The organism is Methylobacterium sp. Gmos3, assembly GCF_056430985.1.
In genome coordinates this window covers 288,249-305,612 of sequence record NZ_JBWJYL010000005.1, presented here as the reverse complement: position 1 = coordinate 305,612, position 17,364 = coordinate 288,249, and the positions used below count along the sequence as shown (strand labels likewise).

At 70.6% G+C, this 17,364-nt stretch carries 14 protein-coding genes; 9 read left to right on the top strand and 5 right to left on the bottom strand.

Annotated elements, in window-relative coordinates; genetic code table 11:
* Positions 1-10 precede the first annotated feature (10 nt).
* From ACS5Q7_RS12590 to ACS5Q7_RS12580, 3 genes are read right to left on the bottom strand one after another with little or no spacing between them, the layout of a single operon-like run.
* Positions 11-1,141, bottom strand: a complete 1,131-nt coding sequence (locus tag ACS5Q7_RS12590) for an FAD-binding domain-containing protein (protein WP_478339647.1) — start codon at positions 1,139-1,141, stop codon at positions 11-13.
* A gap of 5 nt (positions 1,142-1,146) precedes the next feature.
* A complete protein-coding gene (locus ACS5Q7_RS12585) occupies positions 1,147-2,343 on the bottom strand; it encodes an amidohydrolase (RefSeq protein ID WP_478339646.1) in 1,197 nt (398 codons plus the stop codon).
* On the bottom strand, positions 2,340-2,786 hold the full coding sequence (locus tag ACS5Q7_RS12580; RefSeq protein WP_478339645.1) for an Lrp/AsnC family transcriptional regulator: 447 nt from the start codon (positions 2,784-2,786) through the stop codon (positions 2,340-2,342). Before ACS5Q7_RS12580 ends, ACS5Q7_RS12585 begins: the two co-directional genes overlap by 4 nt.
* A gap of 126 nt (positions 2,787-2,912) precedes the next feature.
* On the opposite strand from ACS5Q7_RS12580, the gene alr reads away from it, so the two are divergent.
* Both alr and ACS5Q7_RS12570 read left to right on the top strand, forming a co-directional pair.
* Entirely contained in the window at positions 2,913-4,037 is a 1,125-nt protein-coding gene (gene alr / locus ACS5Q7_RS12575) for an alanine racemase (protein WP_478339644.1), read from the top strand.
* A gap of 8 nt (positions 4,038-4,045) precedes the next feature.
* The gene (locus ACS5Q7_RS12570) at positions 4,046-5,305 is read left to right on the top strand and encodes a D-amino acid dehydrogenase (protein ID WP_478339643.1); all 1,260 of its coding nucleotides are present in this window, start codon (positions 4,046-4,048) and stop codon (positions 5,303-5,305) included.
* Positions 5,306-5,357: 52 nt separating this feature from the next.
* On the opposite strand, the gene ACS5Q7_RS12565 is transcribed toward ACS5Q7_RS12570, so the two are convergent.
* Positions 5,358-6,821, bottom strand: a complete 1,464-nt coding sequence (locus tag ACS5Q7_RS12565) for an FAD-dependent oxidoreductase (RefSeq protein ID WP_478339642.1) — start codon at positions 6,819-6,821, stop codon at positions 5,358-5,360.
* 566 nt (positions 6,822-7,387) lie between these two features.
* On the opposite strand from ACS5Q7_RS12565, the gene ACS5Q7_RS12560 reads away from it, so the two are divergent.
* The 5 genes from ACS5Q7_RS12560 (at position 7,388) to ACS5Q7_RS12540 (ending at position 13,875) form a co-directional block, all read left to right on the top strand.
* Entirely contained in the window at positions 7,388-9,703 is a 2,316-nt protein-coding gene (locus ACS5Q7_RS12560; RefSeq protein ID WP_478339641.1) for a Tex family protein, read from the top strand.
* A gap of 234 nt (positions 9,704-9,937) precedes the next feature.
* A complete protein-coding gene (locus ACS5Q7_RS12555) occupies positions 9,938-10,738 on the top strand; it encodes a MetQ/NlpA family ABC transporter substrate-binding protein (RefSeq protein WP_478339640.1) in 801 nt (266 codons plus the stop codon).
* A gap of 2 nt (positions 10,739-10,740) precedes the next feature.
* Positions 10,741-11,871 (top strand): methionine ABC transporter ATP-binding protein, encoded by a 1,131-nt coding sequence (locus ACS5Q7_RS12550; RefSeq protein WP_478339639.1) that lies wholly within the window; start codon positions 10,741-10,743, stop codon positions 11,869-11,871.
* On the top strand, positions 11,852-12,505 hold the full coding sequence (locus tag ACS5Q7_RS12545; protein ID WP_478339638.1) for a methionine ABC transporter permease: 654 nt from the start codon (positions 11,852-11,854) through the stop codon (positions 12,503-12,505). The genes ACS5Q7_RS12550 and ACS5Q7_RS12545 overlap by 20 nt, the downstream gene beginning before the upstream one ends.
* Positions 12,502-13,875, top strand: coding sequence for an LLM class flavin-dependent oxidoreductase (locus ACS5Q7_RS12540; protein ID WP_478339637.1), 1,374 nt, complete (start codon positions 12,502-12,504; stop codon positions 13,873-13,875). Before ACS5Q7_RS12545 ends, ACS5Q7_RS12540 begins: the two co-directional genes overlap by 4 nt.
* 127 nt (positions 13,876-14,002) lie before the next feature.
* On the opposite strand, the gene ACS5Q7_RS12535 is transcribed toward ACS5Q7_RS12540, so the two are convergent.
* Complete coding sequence (locus ACS5Q7_RS12535; protein WP_478339636.1) at positions 14,003-14,881, bottom strand: LysR family transcriptional regulator; 879 nt, start codon at positions 14,879-14,881, stop codon at positions 14,003-14,005.
* Positions 14,882-15,028: 147 nt separating this feature from the next.
* Here ACS5Q7_RS12535 and ACS5Q7_RS12530 point away from each other — a divergent pair, with 147 nt between their 5' ends.
* Both ACS5Q7_RS12530 and ACS5Q7_RS12525 read left to right on the top strand, forming a co-directional pair.
* Positions 15,029-16,339, top strand: a complete 1,311-nt coding sequence (locus ACS5Q7_RS12530; RefSeq protein WP_478339635.1) for a dicarboxylate/amino acid:cation symporter — start codon at positions 15,029-15,031, stop codon at positions 16,337-16,339.
* A gap of 28 nt (positions 16,340-16,367) precedes the next feature.
* Entirely contained in the window at positions 16,368-17,207 is an 840-nt protein-coding gene (locus ACS5Q7_RS12525; RefSeq protein WP_478339634.1) for a bifunctional allantoicase/(S)-ureidoglycine aminohydrolase, read from the top strand.
* Positions 17,208-17,364 lie beyond the last annotated feature (157 nt).

The following is a 17,364-nucleotide window of genomic DNA, read 5'->3' as shown; positions in this document are numbered from 1 at the left end:
AACCTCCCCGTCAGCCGTGCAGGATCGCCGGAATGGCGCTGCGCAGGCGCGAATAGCCCCGGTTCGCGCGCAGCCAGGCCCGCTCGTCCCAGTCCCGGCGGAGGCGCAGGCAGCCCTCCGGCAGGGCGTCGGCCGAGGGACCGACCGGCGCCCAGGCCGTCACCACGGGCAGATCCCCGGCCCACCCCTCGGAGACGGGCGCGGCCGGGCACCCGAAATGCGTCCCGGCGCGGGAGAGGGCATCGGCCATCGCCGCCGCATCGGCCTCGCGCACCCGCGCCACTGCCTCCTCGGCATGGACGACCAGACCGCCGATCCGGGTGACGCGGGCTCCGCCCAGATCCAGGCTCTCCGGGTTCAGGTCGTCGAGGTGCAGGAGCAGGGCGACGTCCCCGGCCGGCGGGGCATCGGCACGGGCCAGGGGCACCTCGCGCGGGGGCGTCGCCTCGTCGAGGGTTTCGGCCTCCTCGTCGAGGCCGGCGGGATCGTAGCCCTCGCCCGTGTAGCGCCGGATGTTGTCGCGCCGGGCGAGGTAGTGCTTGCCCCGCGTGTGCAGGCCGGCGACCCAGCGCCAGGACAGGGTGTTGCTGGCGGGATCGCCATCGAGGAGATGCGCCAGGAAGAAGGCGGCCCCGAGTTCCCAGGGCAGCCGCAGGGTGAAGATCCAGATCGAGGCGAACCACATCCGCGTATGGTTGTGCAGCCAGCTCTCCTCCACGAGCTGCCGCGCCCAGGCATCGAACCCGTCGATCCCCGTCTCCCCGGCGACGGCCCGGTCGTGGATGCGCCGCAGGCCGGGTTCGGACTCGAGCCGGGCGCGGGCCGCGTCGCGCCCCTCGCGGTAGCCGGCCCAGGCCCCGGGATGGGTTTCGAGATGGCCCTTGAAGTAGGTCCGCCAGAACACCTCCGAGACGAACTTCTCCGCGCCCTCGTCGCCGTAGGCGTGGAGGGCGGCGCGCGCCACCTCCTCCTCGGTGACGAGCCGGCGGCGCAGGTAGGGCGAGAGGGCGGAGGTCGTGGGCGTCTCGCCCCGCCCGCGATCGGTGTTGCGGGCGGCGGCGTAATCCGCGCCGGGGCCGTCGAGGAAGGCTTCGAGGGCGGCGAGGCCGGCTTCGCGGGTCAGGGGAATCGGATGCGGCATACGCCTCATCTCGGCGCAGGCGCCTCCCCGGCAAGGGCCCCCCGCGCGATGACGCGGGTGGGCTGGCGCCGCTCCGCGATCACCTCGGCCACGCAGGAGGCCTCGAACAGGGCGAGGTCGGCGGGCAGGCCCGGCGCCACCGCGCCGGGGCCGAGGCCGAGGGCACGGGCCGGGATCGCCGTGGCGTGGTCGAGGAGGGCGGTCAGCGCCGCGTCCGTGCGGCAATCGAACCGGTAGGCCGCGAGCATCGCCCGGTCGATCATGCCGGTGACGGAGGACGGATTCCAGCAATCGCGCACGTTGTCGGTGCCGAAGCAGATCGCGACGCCGAGTTCCCGCAGGCGGGGCAGGGGAGGGCAGCGCGGCCCGCCCGGCACGCTGCTCACCAGGGCGATGCCCGCCCGCGCCAAACCCTCGGCGATCCGGCCGAGGCGGTGTTCATCGGCTTCCGCTAGGGCGAAGGCGTGGCTGATCGCGACCCGGCCGTGCAGGCCGGCGGCCTGGGTGCGGGCGATGATCGCCTCGATCTCGGACAGCCCGCCCTCGCCGCCATCGTGGAGATGGATGTCGAGGCCGCGCCCGTGGCGCTCGGCCAGGGCGAAGAGCGTGTCGAGGGGCGCTTGCGCATCCCCGTCGATGCCGAGCGGGTCGAGGCCGCCGACGAGGTCGGCGCCCATCCGCATCGCCTCGTCGAGGTGATCCGCCGCCGGGGGGCAGGCGAGGAGGCCGCTCTGCGGGAAGGCGACGATCTCGATCCGCATCCGGCCGGACCAGCGGGCGCGCAGGTCGAGGATCTGCGCGAGGTGGCCGGTCCCCGTCACGTCGTCGATATCGACATGGGTGCGCAGGCTCGTCGTGCCCCCGCGCAGCATCCGGTCCAGCAGGGCCTCGGCCCCCTGCTCGGCGAGCGGCACGCGGCTCTCCCGGCGGAAGGCCTTCTCGTCCTCGATCCGCGCCCGCACCGAGCCCGCCGCCCGGTGGGGGCGCCAGGGGAGCCCGAGCAGGCACTTGTCGAGATGGACATGCGCATCGGTGAGGCCCGGCAGGACCAGCGCCCCGGCGCAGTCGATCTCCCGCGCCGCCTCCGGCCGCGCCTCGCCGGACTCGCGGATCGCCGCGATGTGGCCCCCGGCGATGTCGATGACCCGCTCTCGCCCGTCGAGGTTCGCGCGCAGGAGGCGCAGATCGGGGGCGGCGCTCATGCGCGGCCCGCCGCCACGACGGTGCGGATGGCGAAGCTCGATTGCAGCCGCGCCACGCCGGGCAGGCGGGACAGCACCTCCTTGTGCAGCCGCTCGTAATCGGCCGCGTCGCTGATCTTGAGCTTCACGAGGTAATCGGCCGTGCCGGTCATCAGGTAGCAATCCTGCACCTCGGGGCAGCGCCGCACGGCGGCCTCGAAGCGGTTCAGGTAATCCTCCGTCTGCCGGTCGAGGGTGAATTGCGTCAGCACCACCAGCCCCGGCTCGTCGCTGATGCCGCCGATGATCGCGGTGTAGCCCCGGATCACGCCGCTCTCCTCCAGCACCCGCACCCGGCGGTGGCAGGCGGAGGCCGACAGGCCGACCTGCACCGCCAGATCGGCGTTGCTGATGCGCCCGTCGGCCCGCAGGGTCCGGATGATGCGCCGGTCGATCTCGTCCATGGCGGAAGCTTCCGAATGTTCGCAGAAGCTTGCACTGCCACGCTTAGAACGCAATCACCTGCGGCGGAATCGCCGGAAATTCGGTGATCCTGCGTGTAGCGTAGCCCTGTCGTCGCGGAGGCGGGCATGGGCATTGTCGATCGGAACATGAGGCAGGATACGAGCCTCGCCGCCGCCTTCCTGACCATCGACCTCGGCGCCCTCCGGGAGAATTACCGAAGCCTCGCCCGCCGCGCCGGCGGAGCCGCCTGCGCCGCCGTGGTGAAGGCCGATGCCTACGGCCTCGGGGTCGCCCGCGTCGCGCCGGTCCTGGCGGAAGCCGGATGCCGGCAGTTCTTCGTCGCCCAGGTGGGGGAGGGGGTGAGCCTGCGGGCGATCCTCGGCCCCGGCCCGGGTATCGGCATCCTCAACGGCACGACCCCCGGCAGCGAGGCGGCCTGCGCCGCGAGCGATCTCGTCCCCGTCCTCAACGACAGCGCCCAACTCGAAGCCTGGACGCGGCTGGCGCGGCATCTCGGGCGCCGCCTGCCCGCGATCCTGCAGGTCGATTCCGGCATGACGCGCTTCGGCTTCGACCCGGCCGAGGCCCTTGCCCTCCTCGATGAGCCCGATGCCTTCGCGGGGCTCACCCTGACGCTGGTGATGAGCCACCTCGCCTGCGCCGACACGCCGGAGCATCCGGCCAACGCGGCCCAGGTCGCGGCCTTCTCGGCCGTCCGCCGCCGCCTGCCCCGCGTGCCGGCGAGCCTCGCCGCCTCGTCGGGGATCGTCCTCGGGCCGCAGTTCCATCTCGACATGGTCCGCCCCGGCGCTGCCCTCTACGGGATCGCACCGCAGGCGGGCCGGGACAACCCGATGCGGCCGGTCGTCTCCCTGCGCGCCCGGGTGATGCAGCTCCGCGCCGTGCCGGCGGGCACGCCGGTCGGCTACGGCCATGCGGGTGTCACGGCGCGGGATTCGCGCCTCGCCACGGTGGCGGTCGGCTACGCGGACGGGTTCCCGCGCGGTGCGGACGGCGCGGCGGGCTTCCTCGCCGGACTGCGCCTTCCGCTCGTCGGGCGGGTCTCCATGGACAGCCTCGTCCTCGACGCCACCGACGTGCCGCCCGGCCTCATCGGGCCGGGGTCGCTCGTGGACCTGATCGGGCCGGAGCAGGGGGTCGACGCCCTCGCGGCGGCCTCCGGCACCATCGGCTATGAGGTGCTCACGCGCCTCGGCCAGCGCTTCCACCGTACCTATACCGGAGCTTGAGGCAGGCCATGCACGTCATGATCCTCGGGGGCGGCGTCGTCGGCGTCACCTCGGCCTATTACCTCGCCCGGGCCGGGCACCAGGTCACGGTGCTGGAGCGCCAGCCGGGCGCGGGGCTGGAGACCAGCTTCGCCAATGCGGGGCAGGTCTCGCCGGGCTATTCCGCCCCCTGGGCGGCGCCGGGCATCCCGGTGAAGGCGATGAAGTGGCTGATGATGCGCCACCGCCCCCTCGTCCTGTGGCCGAGGCTGGAGCCGCGCCTCTACGGCTGGCTGGCGCGGATGCTCGCGAACTGCACCGAGGAGGCCTACACCCGCAACAAGGGCCGGATGGTGCGGCTGGCGGAATACAGCCGCGACGTGCTGCGCGACCTGCGCGCCGAGACCGGCATCGCTTACGACCACCGCGAGAAGGGCACGCTCCAGCTCTTCCGCACGCAGAAGCAGCTCGACCATGTGGGCGACGACACCCGCGTCCTCGACGCCTACGGCGTGCCCTACGACGTGCTGGACCCCGCCGGCTGCATCGCCGCCGAGCCGGCGCTCGCGCGGGTCGGCGGGGTCTTCGTGGGCGGCCTGCGCCTGCCCGGCGACGAGACCGGCGACGCCCATCTCTTCACGCAACGCCTCGCCGCGCTCTGCGAAGGGCTCGGCGTCACCTTCCGCTACGGCGTCTCCATCGCCCGGCTCCATCGCGAGGGCGGGCGGGTCACGGCGGTGGAGACCAGCGCCGGCGAACGGCTTGAGGCGGATGCCTATGTCGCCGCGCTCGGCAGCTACACGCCCTCCCTGCTGCGCCCGCTCGGCATCGCCCTGCCGGTCTATCCGGTGAAGGGCTATTCCCTGACCCTGCCGGTCACCGACCCGGAGGCCGCGCCGGTCTCGACGGTGATGGACGAGACCTACAAGGTCGGGATCACCCGGCTCGGCGAGCGCATCCGCGTCGGCGGCACGGCCGAACTCGCGGGTTTCAGCACCCTGCTGCGCGAGCCCCGCCGCGAGACCCTGGCGCGATCCGTGGGCGACCTCTTCCCCGAGGGCGGTGACCTCGCCAAGGCGACGTTCTGGACGGGCCTGCGCCCGATGACCCCGGACGGCACGCCCATCGTCGGCGCGACGCCGCTCACGAACCTGTTCACGAACACCGGCCACGGCACGCTCGGCTGGACCATGGCCTGCGGCTCGGGCCGGCTGCTCGCCGACATCGTCACCGGCCGCACCCCGGAGATCGCCGGCGACGACCTCGCGGTCGCCCGCTACGCGGCCTGACGATCTGGCCCGATTCGCCGGTTCCGGCGGTTCGGGGTCCTGCCCGCCCGCCTCACGAGGCCGCGGCGAGGACCGGTCTTCCGGCGCCCCGCGCCACGAAGTCGGCGGTACGCAGGGCGAGGGCGGCGATCGTCAGGCCGGTATTGACCGCGCCGGCGGAGGGCAGGACGGAGGCGTCGGCGACGAACAGGCCACCGATCCCATGGACCTGGCCGTTCGGGTCGACGACCGATGTCGCCGGATCCACGCCCATCCGGGCGGTCCCGACCTCATGCCAGACGTCGGGCGACTTGCGCCTCACCATCACCGGGTAGCCCGCCCGCTTGAAGGCCTGGGCCGCGCGCTTCCGCAGCTCCCCGTAGGTTTCCAGATTGTGGACGGGCTCCGTCCAACTCCCGATGGCGTCGCCGTCGAAGGTGATGCCGGTCTGCGGGGTCGGCAGGGCCTCGGTCATGTGGAACACCGTCAAGGCATGCCGGACGATGGTCTTGATGACCGGCCTGAACTTGCGGCTGTAATCCTTCCACAGCGGCATCTGGCCGGCGATCTGGATGATGCCGAGGGGATAGGTCCAGGCGGCATCGCCATCGTAGAAGGCGTTCATCGCGAAGGTCTTGGTGTGGACGCCGGAGATGTCGCGCCAACTGACGAACGGGAAGATCACGCCGGTGGAATGGCCGGCGAGATAGCGCCCGAGATTGCCGTGATTGTTGCCGAGCCCTTCGGGATGGGCGGCCGTGCGGGAGCGGCGTAGCAGCAGCGCCGAACCGGGAATGCCCGCCGCCACGATGACCGCGTCCGCCGCGATCTCGCGCTCCACCCCCGCGCTGACCGCGATCACCCCGCGGACATGCTCGCCGGTTTGGTCGGTGAGGACCCTGGTGCAATCCGTATTCGCGGCGATCTCGACGCGACCCGTCGCGACGGCGGGCCGGAGTGCCGCGATCTCCGAGTCCATCTTGGCGTCGCGGGGGCAATAATACCCATCGCAATTCGCGCACATGATGCACGCCCCACCGGGACCGTGATCGACCCCGCGCGGCTGCGGCGCGACCTGCATCCCCGCCCGGCTCAGGCGCGCGACGACGGGCTTCATCGCATCCGCATGCGGGAGCGGTGGAAACGGATAGGGGATCCGCCGCGCGGGCTCGCTCGGATCGTTCTCCGGCGATCCGTGGACCCTGTAGAGGCTTTCCGCCTGCTCGTAATAGGGATCGAGTTCGTCATACGAGACGGGCCATGCCGGCGACAGGCCGTTCTCGTGGGCCGTTTCCGCGAAGTCGGATTTGCGCATCCGATAGAGCGCGGCTCCGTAGAACTTCGTGCGCCCGCCGAGATAACTGATCGCTTTGGTTCTGTCGCCGATCAAGTCGGTGACGTAGGTGCGGGTTCTGCCGGACGCGACGTAATCCTTCGCGATGTCGTCGCCCCGTTCGATGACGAGGACATCGAGACCCTTCCGCGCCAGCGTGTGAGCCGCACTGGCTCCTCCCAAGCCGCTGCCGATAATGATCACGTCATATCGGGATCCATCGCCACGCATTGCCCCCTCCCGCCGGGGTGCAGCGTAAGCCGCCTGCGTTTTCGGATCGAAATTCTGTGCACCCCATGATATCATGCAGATATGGTTTGAGTATTTCAAGTATTTAATTTCGTCAATACGATGACTATTAAGACCAAGAGCAGGATCCGATTAATTCTGATCGTTACTGTGGAAGCTGGCTAACATTGATGTGTCTTTCGGTGCGTTGCGGGTATTGTCATTTAAGATTTTTCAAATGGACATTCTATGTATTCGAACATATAGAGATCATGATATAAATCGTTTCACAATCATATTGATCGAGCCGTTCCAAACTCTGTGCACGCAGCGAGTTCTTGTCCCACGCGCCTTTTCTCGCGACCTGCTCGCGCTGGGAGTGACGTGCGCCGAAGATTCGGGCGGCGTCACGGCTGCGCGGTTTGGCGAGACCGTGAGTGAGCGTGCATGATGGCGGGTGGGCGGACATCGGCCGGCCCCTGGCTTGATGCGCCGCCAGGCGCTACAGCCCCCGCTTCGTTGTGGCGGGGAAGGGGAGCGGGATGACGTCGGTGAACCAGCTGATCGCCGGGGAACTCGGCGTGCGCGAGGCCCAGGTCGAGGCCGCCGTCGCCCTGCTCGACGGGGGCGCGACGGTGCCCTTCATCGCCCGCTACCGCAAGGAGGCGACCGGCTCCCTCGACGATGCGCAGCTGCGCCTGCTCGAGGAACGGCTCGGCTATCTGCGCGACCTCCGGGACCGGCGCGCCACCGTGCTGGAGAGCATCCGCGCGCAGGGCAAGCTCACCCCGGACCTCGCCGCCGCCATCGCCGCCGCCGACACCAAGGCGCGTCTGGAAGACATCTACCTCCCCTACAGGACGAAGCGCCGGACCAAGGCGCAGATCGCCCGCGAGGCCGGCCTCGCACCCCTGGCCGAGGCCCTGCTCGCCGACCCCACCCAGGATCCGGCGCGGGTCGCCGCCCGCTATGTCGCGCCCGACAAGGGCGTGCCCGGCGCCGAGGCGGCGCTGGAGGGCGCCCGGCACATCCTCGTGGAGCGCTTCGCCGAGGATGCCGACCTCGTCGGGCGCCTGCGCGAGGATTTCTGGCGCGCCGGCCAGGCGGTCTCCCGCGTCCGCAAGGGCAAGGAGGCGGCGGGCGCGAAGTTCGCGGATTACTTCGATTGGAGCGAGCGGCTCGAGCGCATGCCCTCGCACCGGATCCTCGCCCTGTTCCGGGGCGAGAAGGAGGAAATCCTCGATCTCGACCTCGCCGCCGAGGGCGAGGACATGCCCGCCGGCACCCCCGGACCGTTCGAGCGGGCGATTTGCCACCGCCACGGCATCGCTGCCCGCGGTCGCCCCGGCGACGCATGGCTCGCGGAGACGGTGCGCGGGGCGTGGCGCACCAAGATCCGCACCGGCATCAAGACCGACCTGCGCACCCGCCTGTTCGAGAAGGCCGAGGCCGAGGCGGTGAAGGTCTTCGCCGGCAACCTCAAGGACCTCCTCCTCGCGGCCCCGGCGGGCGGTCGCGCCACCCTCGGGCTCGATCCCGGCTACCGCAACGGCGTGAAAGTCGCCGTGGTGGATGCCACGGGCAAGGTCGTGGCCGTGGACACCACCTACCCCCACGAGCCGCAGCGCCGCTGGCGGGAGACCGTCGAAACCCTCGGCCGCCTTTGCCGCACGCACAAAGTGGACCTCATCGCCATCGGCAACGGCACCGCCTCGCGCGAGACCGACAAGCTCGCCACCGAACTGCTGGCCGCAAACCCCGACCTCAAGATGACCAAGGTCATGGTCTCGGAGGCCGGCGCCTCGGTCTATTCGGCCTCCGAGATCGCGAGCCGCGAACTGCCCGACCTCGACGTCTCCCATCGCGGCGCGGTGTCCATCGCCCGCAGGCTGCAGGATCCGCTGGCCGAGCTCGTGAAGATCGATCCGAAATCCATCGGCGTCGGGCAGTACCAGCACGACGTGACCGAGGCGAAGCTCTCGCGCTCCCTCTCGGCGGTGGTGGAGGATGCGGTGAACGCGGTGGGCGTCGACGTGAACACCGCCTCGCCCGCGCTGCTCGCGCAGGTCTCGGGGCTCGGCGCGTCGCTCGCCGCCAACATCGTGGCCTATCGCGACGGGAACGGGCCGTTCCGCAGCCGCGCGGCGCTGAAGAAGGTGCCGGGCCTCGGGGCGAAGACCTTCGAACTCTCGGCCGGCTTCCTGCGCATTGAGGGGGGCGAGAACCCGCTGGACAGGTCCGGCGTCCACCCGGAGGCCTATCCGGTGGTGCGGCGCATCCTGGAGGCGACGAAGAGCGACATCCGCGCCCTGATCGGCGACGGGGCGAAGCTCAAGGCCCTCGCGCCGGCCGCCTTCGCGGACGAGCGCTTCGGCGTGCCGACCGTGCGCGACATCATCGCCGAGCTGGAAAAGCCCGGCCGCGACCCGCGCCCCGCCTTCAAGACGGCGACCTTCCAGGAGGGCGTCGAGACGATGGGAGACCTGAAGCCCGGCATGCAGCTCGAAGGCGTGGTGACGAACGTCGCCGCCTTCGGCGCCTTCGTGGATATCGGCGTCCATCAGGACGGCCTCGTCCATATCTCGGCCATGGCGCGGCGGCGGATCTCGGCCCCCTCCGAGGTGGTGAAGGCCGGCGACGTGGTGCGCGTCCTCGTCCTGTCGGTGGACGTGCCGCGCAAGCGGATCGGCCTCTCGATGCGCCTGGACGATCCGATCGACCGGGCGCCGGCTCAGTCCGTTCCGCGATCCGAGCCCAGACCCGATGCGAGGCCTGGCCCGCGCCCTGCCCCAGCCGGCCAGCCGGACGGTGCCCTCGCCGCCGCGCTCCGGCGGGCGACGACGCGGCCGGCACGCTGAGGCTGCCACGGCCCGAGCGAGAGGTTTTCCTTTTTCCGGTTGCGAGGAGATCGTTCGTCTGGAAGCGCGAACATCTTTGGAATGTCGGGCGAGTGCAAGTCGATCTAGACATTGCATCAGAAGAACAGCCTGAAGCGGTCGTCCGGCAGGACGGGTCACGACGTCGAGCTTCGGGGCAGGGGGGAGGCGACGCCCGAACCCGTGCAATCGCCGCCAGACCAGAGCTTCCGACCGATGCGCCTTTCCAGATTGTTCGCCGTCGCCCTTCTCTCCCTCGGCGCGACGGTGGCCCATGCCGAGACCCTTAGGGTCGGAACCGTGCCGGGCGCCTACAGCGACGCCGTCAATGCCCTGGCCCGGGAAGCCAAGGATCAGGGTATCGACCTCAAGGTGGTGGAGTTCAGCGACTGGACCACGCCCAACGTCGCGCTCGATGCCGGCGACATCGACGTGAACTTCTTCCAGCACAGGCCCTTCATGGAGAACGCCGCCAAGCAGAAGGGCTACCGATTCGACATCGTGGGCCTCGGCATCCTGCAGAATATCGGCCTGTATTCCCTGAAGCATAAGAGCTTCGCCGAGATCCCCGTGGGCGGTCAGGTCGCCATCGCCAACGATCCGGTGAACCAGGGTCGCGCCCTCCTGCTCTTGCAGAAGGCGGGGCTCATCAAGCTCAAGGACGGCGTCGGCTTCCTCGGCACGGTCGACGACATCACCGAGAACCCGAAGAAGCTCCGGTTCACCGAGGTCGAGGGGCCGCAGCTCGTGCGGATCACCGGCGATGTCGACCTCGCGCAGGGCTACCCGCACTTCATCGTCGCCGCCGGCACGTTCGATCCCACCGGCGCGCTGATCTTCTCCGGCATCGAGGACAAGCTGTTCACGGTGAGCTTCGTCACCAAGGCGGCGCGCAGGGACGATCCGCTGATCGCCAAGTTCGTCAAGCTCTTCCAGAACTCGGACGCCGTGAAGCAGCAGATCCACAAGTCCTTCGCCGGCAGCGACAAGCTGTACGTGCTCGCGTGGCAGAAATGAGCATGGCGAGCTTGGCCTTCGACGGCCTGCGCGAGGCGGGTGCCTGGGCGAGGGGCGGTGGCGGCGCACGCGCCGTCCCGGCCGTGCGGGCCGCCGACGGCCGGGGCGCCGGCTCGGTGCGGTTCGAGGACGTCTCGAAGACCTACCGTTCCGCCGGGGGCGAGGTTCGCGCCCTCGACGGCATCACCCTCGACATCCGGGCCGGCGCGATCCTCGGCATCATCGGCCGCTCGGGGGCGGGGAAGTCGAGCCTGCTGCGCACCGTCAACCGCCTGGAGACGCCGACCTCGGGCCGGGTGCTGATCGACGGCGAGCCGATCGCCGCGCTGAACACCGACGGGCTCGTGGCCCTGCGCCGCCGCATCGGCATGATCTTCCAGCACTTCAACCTGCTCTCGGCCAAGACCGTCCGGCAGAACGTGGCGCTGCCGCTCCGGGTCGCGGGCGTCGACCGGGCCGAGGCCGCGCGGCGGGTGGAGGAGGCGCTGCGCCTCGTCGGGCTGGAGGACAAGGCCGAGACCTACCCGTCGCGCCTGTCCGGCGGGCAGAAGCAGCGCGTGGGCATCGCCCGCGCCCTGGTGAGCGATCCCGAGATCCTGCTCTGCGACGAAGCCACCTCGGCCCTCGATCCCGAGACCACCCTGTCGATCCTCGGCCTGCTGCGGGACATCAACCGGCGGCTCGGCCTCACCATCATCCTCATCACCCACGAGATGAGCGTGATCCGCGAGATCTGCACCGACGTGGTGGTGCTGGATGCGGGGCGGATCGCCGAGACCGGGCCGGTCTGGCAAGTCTTCGGCGCGCCGGAGCATCCGGCCACGCGGGCGCTGCTCGCCCCGCTCACCCGCGTCCTGCCGGAGGATCTGGCGAGCCGGATCGCTCCGCAGCCCACGCCCGGCGCGCGGGCCGTGCTGCGGATCACCCTGTCCGGGCGGGAGGCGCCGGACCTCGCCTCCCTCGGCGCTGCGGCGGGCGGTCCGGTGCGGCTGCTTCAGGCGGGCGTCGATCACATCCAGGGCCGCGCGGTCGGACGATTGCTCGTGGCCGCCGGGGGCGCGGAGGCGGAGGCCCGGCTGCGGGCGATCGGGCTCGATGTCGAGGGGATCGGCTATGTCGCCGCAGATGATTGACCGCCTCTGGCAGGCGGCGTTCGACACGCTGTTCATGGTCGGCGTGTCGGCGGGTGTCGCGGTGCTCGTGGGCATCCCGCTGGCGCTGTTCCTCGTCACCTCCGGGCCGGGCGGCATCGTCCCCGCGCCGCGCGCGAACCGCGTGGTCGGCATCGTGGTCAACGGCTTCCGGGCCGTGCCCTTCATCGTGCTGCTCGTGGCGCTGATCCCGTTCACCCGGCTCGTCGTCGGCACCACCATCGGCGTCTGGGCGGCGATCGTGCCGCTGGCGGTGAGCGCAACGCCGTTCTTCGCGCGGATCGCCGAAGTGTCCCTGCGGGAGGTCGATCCGGGGCTGATCGAGGCGGCGCAATCCATCGGCTGCCGCCGCCGCCACATCCTGCTCCATGTCCTGCTGCCCGAGGCTCTGCCGGGGATCGTCGGCGGCTTCACGATCACGGTCGTGTCGATGATCGGCGCCTCGGCGGTGGCCGGCGCGGTCGGCGCCGGGGGCCTCGGCGACGTCGCCATCCGCTACGGCTACCAGCGCTTCGACACCACCGTGATGACGGTGGTGATCGCGGTCCTGATCGCCCTCGTCTGTCTGGTGCAGTTCGCGGGCGACGGCGTCGTGCGCAGGCTCCGCGCGCGATGAGCACGCGGCCCAAGCAGATCCGGCTCAACGCGTTCAACATGAACTGCGTGGGCCACATCAACCACGGCCTGTGGACCCATCCGCGCGACCGCTCGCTGGCGTACAACACGCTCCGGTACTGGACCGATCAGGCGAAGCTCCTGGAGCGCGGCCTGTTCGACGGGCTGTTCATCGCCGACATCATCGGCGTCTACGATGTCTATGGCGGCGGCATCGACGTGACCGCGCGGGAGGCGGTGCAGCTTCCCGTCAACGACCCGACCCTCATCGTGCCGGCGATGGCGGCGGTGACGGAGCATCTGGGCTTCGGCGTCACCGTCAACGTCTTCGCGGAGGCGCCCTACACCTTCGCCCGTCGGCTCTCGACCCTGGACCACCTGACCGGCGGGCGGGTCGGCTGGAACATCGTCACCGGCTATCTCGACAGCGCCCATCGCGGCCGGGGCGAGGCGCTGCCCTCCCACGACCGCCGCTACGATTATGCCGACGAGTATCTGGAGGTGCTCTACAAGCTCTGGGAGGGAAGCTGGGACGATGCCGCCGTGCGCCGCGACCGGGCGGCGCGGGTGTTCGGCGATCCCGCCCTGATCCGGGCGGTCTCCCATCGCGGCGAGTTCCTGGCGGTGGACGGCATCCATCTCTGCGAGCCCTCGCCCCAGCGCACGCCCGTGCTCTATCAGGCCGGCGCGTCCGGCCGGGGGAGGGCCTTCGCCGGGCGCCACGCGGAATGCGTGTTCATCTCGGCGCGGGACAAAGCCACGGCCCGCGAGACCGTCCGCGCGATCCGCGCCGAGGCCGCCGCCGCCGGGCGCGACCCGCAGGACGTGAAGGTGTTCATCGGCATCGCCGCCATTCCCGGCCGCACCCGCGCCGAAGCGGAGGACAAGCGCGCCGAGTACATGCGCTACGCCAGCGCCGAGGCGGGGCTCGCGCACTTCTCCGCCTCGACCGGTATCGACTTCGCCCGCTACGGCCTCGACGAGCCGATCCCCTACGCGCCGGGCAACGCGATCCAATCGGCTGCGGTCGCCGCCGCCAAAAGGGGGCTGACCAAGCGCGACCTCCTCGCCGAACTCGGCCTCGGGGGGCGCTACGCGGTGCTGACAGGCGACGCCGTGAGCATCGCCGACGAGTTGCAGGCCTGGGTCGAGGAGGGCGAGGTCGACGGGTTCAACCTCAGCCGCATCGTCGTGCCGGAGAGCTTCTCCGATTTCATCGACCTCGTGATCCCCGAGCTTCAGGACAGGGGCCTCTACAAGACCGAATACGCGCCGGGCTCGCTCCGGAACAAGCTGTTCGGCGAAGGCGACCGCCTGCCGGCGCGCCATCCGGCCGATGCCTTCCGAAGCGCCGAGGCGCTCAGGGCCTGACGGTCGCCGGGCTTGGCGCCGGTTCGGCCTGGACCGGTCGGTGCGCGCCTCGCCCGCCCTCTCTAACACCCGCGAGGACGTGGACGTGGTCCTGCGGGCGCGGCACACCCTGCCCGACGCGGCCGGATCAGGCGGCCTCCGCCGCCCTGCGCACGGTCTCGACGAAGGTGGCGATCAGCGGCTCCGTCGTCTTCGTCCACAGGGCGTGGACGTCGGCCTGGATCCGGGGACCCCGGACCGGCCGGTAGACCACGTCCGCATGGGCGAGCCGCGCGACGGATTCGGGGATGATGGCGATGCCGAGCCCCGCCGCCACGAGGCTCGTCAGGGAGGCGGCCTCCACCGCCTGATAGCGGATGTCCGGCTCGAACCCCGCCTCGACGCAGCATTGCCAGAGGTGCTTGGCGAACAGCGAATCCGCCAGCCGGAAGAACACGAACCTCTCCCCCGCGAGGTCGGACAGGGAGACCGGCCCCCCCGCGAGGCGATGGCCCTGCGGGAGCACGATGCTGACGCTCTCCCGCCAGGCCAGTTCGCTGATGAGCTCCGCGTCCTGGGGCGGGCAGCGCAGCAGGCTCACGTCGGTCTGCCCGGCCTTCAGCATCGCGATCTGCCGGTCGGGCGCCATCTCGTGGATGCGCAGGTCCACATCCGGGTAGCTCTGCGAAAAGTCCCGGATCGCCCGGCCCAGCGGCCCGGCGAGCATCGATCCGGTGAGGCCGACATTGACGATGCCCGCCGTGCCGGAGCCGATGGCCCGCGCCCGGCCCATAGCCTCGCCCGCCTTGTCCAGGATCGCCAGGGCCTGCGCGTGGAAATCCACGCCCGCCTTCGTCAGGGCGACGCGGCGGGTCGTGCGCTCGAACAGCGGCGTGCCGATCTCGGCCTCGAGGTCGCGGATCTGTTGGCTCAGGGGCGGCTGCGCAACGCCCAGGCTCTCGGCGGCGGCGGTGAAGCTCAGATGTTTCGCGACGGCCGCGAAGTAGCGCAGATGGCGGAGTTCCATGCTGCATTTCAGACCTTTCAGATCTGAATAGCAACTGAATTAATATTTGACGTCTTAATAATCCGGCATGATTGTGCTGGACGCGGCCCTCCAGAAATCGCCGCGCTGCACAATGACGCCGCCGCGCGTATCAAGGGAGAGGGTCCGATGAAGCGCTTCGCCTCGTCGCTGTTCGGGCAGGTGGTCGCCGCCCTGGTCGTCGGGATCGTCCTCGGCATGGTCTGGCCCGGCGTCGCGGTCACGCTCAAGCCGCTGGGCGATGCCTTCATCAAGCTGATCAAGATGGCGATCGCGCCGCTGGTCTTCGGCGTCGTCGTGCACGGCATCGTCGGCGCCGGCGATCTGCGCAAGGTCGGCCGCGTCGGGCTGAAATCGCTGATCTATTTCGAGGCGGTGACGACTATCGCCCTCGTGCTCGGCCTCGTCCTCGCCTACGTCTTCGCGCCGGGCCACGGCATGAACGTCGACGTGGCGTCCCTCAACGCCAAGGAGATCGCGGGCTACACCGACCGCGTCGGGCAGGTGACGGGCACCGTCGATTTCCTGATGAAGCTCGTGCCGACGACCTTCGTCGACGCCTTCGCCAAGGGCGACATCCTCCAGGTCCTCATCCTCGCGATCCTGTTCGGCTCCGGCCTCTCGCTGCTGGGCGAGCGCGGCAAGCCGCTCGCCGACAGCCTGGAGCGCATCACCGAGGTGCTGTTCAAGGTGATCGGCTTCATCGTGAAGCTCGCCCCGCTCGGCGTGCTCGGGGCGGTGGCGTTCACGGTGGGCAAGTACGGAATCGGCTCGCTGGCCCAGCTCGGCAAGCTGGTGGCGCTGTTCTACGCGGGCGTCGCCTTCTTCGTCCTCGTGGTGCTGGGTGGCATCATGCGGATGGCGGGCTTCAGCATCCTGAAGTTCCTGGCCTATCTGCGCGAGGAACTGACGGTCGTGGCGGGCACCGCCTCCTCGGACAGCGTGCTGCCGCAGGTGATGCGCAAGCTCGAACGCCTCGGCATCAAGGACTCGACCGTCGGCCTCGTGATCCCGACCGGCTATTCCTTCAACCTCGACGCCTTCTCCCTCTACCTCACCCTCGCCACGGTGTTCATCGCCCAGGCGACCAACACCGACCTCTCCTTCGGCCACCTGATGCTGATCCTCGGCATCGCGCTCCTCACCTCGAAGGGCGCCCACGGCGTGCCGGGCTCGGCCATCGTCGTGCTGGCCGCGACCCTCTCGGCGGTGCCGGAAATTCCGGTGATCGGGCTGGTGCTGGTCCTCTCGATCGACTGGTTCGTCGGCATCGCCCGGGCGCTCGGCAACCTGATCGGCAATTGCGTGGCCACCGTGGTGATCGCCGCCTGGGAGGGCGACATCGACCGGGCGCAGGCCCACCGCGTGCTCAACGGCGAGGTGACGACCGACACCGCCGAGATCCTCGAGGCGCCGGTCGCCGAGCCGCGCATCGCCTGACCTCCTGCCCCGAACCTGGGAGAGACCCATGACCGCGCCGCGCTACAACCCCCCCTGCGGGGGCCTGCCGCCGCAGACCGCGCTGATGACCGGCCGGGCGGTGTTCACCGAGGCCTACGCCGTGCTCCCCCACGGCGTGATGAGCGACATCGTCACGAGCCTCCTGCCGGGCTGGGAAGGGAGCCGCGCCTGGATCCTCGCCCGCCCGCTCTCAGGCTTCGCGGAGACCTTCGCGCAGTTCCTGATGGAGGTCGCCCCCGGCGGCGGGAGCGAGCGCCCCGAGCCGGACCCGGGCGCACAGGGTGTCCTGTTCGTGGTGGAGGGCACGCTCCGCCTCGTCCTCGACGGCCACGCCCATGCCCTGAGGCCGGGCAGCTACGCCTACCTCCCGCCGGGCGCGGCCTGGAGCCTGCGCAACGACGGGGAGGGGCCGGCCCGCTTCCATTGGATCCGCAAGGCCTACGAGCCCGCCCCCGGCCTCGACGCGCCCGAGGCTTTCGTCACCCACGACTCGGCCGTGGAGCCCGTGGGCATGCCCGGCACGGACGGCGCCTGGGCGACGACGCGGTTCGTCTCCCCGGACGACCTGCGCCACGACATGCACGTCAACATCGTCTCGATGCGGCCGGGCGCCTCGATTCCCTTCGAGGAGACGCACGTGATGGAGCACGGGCTGTTCGTGCTCGAGGGCAAGGCGGTGTACCGGCTCAACCGCGACTGGGTCGAGGTCGAGGCGGGCGACTTCCTCTGGCTGCGCGCCTTCTGCCCTCAGGCCTGCTACGCGGGCGGCCCCGGCCCCTTCCGCTACCTGCTCTACAAGGACGTGAACCGGCACCCGGCGCTCGGCCTGCGCGTCCGGCATCGCTGAGTGCGACGCAAAACCGGCTCCATTTCGCCGGTTCTGTTGCATGTTCGGACCCCGGACCGGTCTCGGCTCCGGGGCGAATTGCATTACCAGTCGAGGCGTTCGCTGCGGCGCAACCAAGCGACCGCGACGGGCGGCTTCTCACTGCCGGTTTCACCCC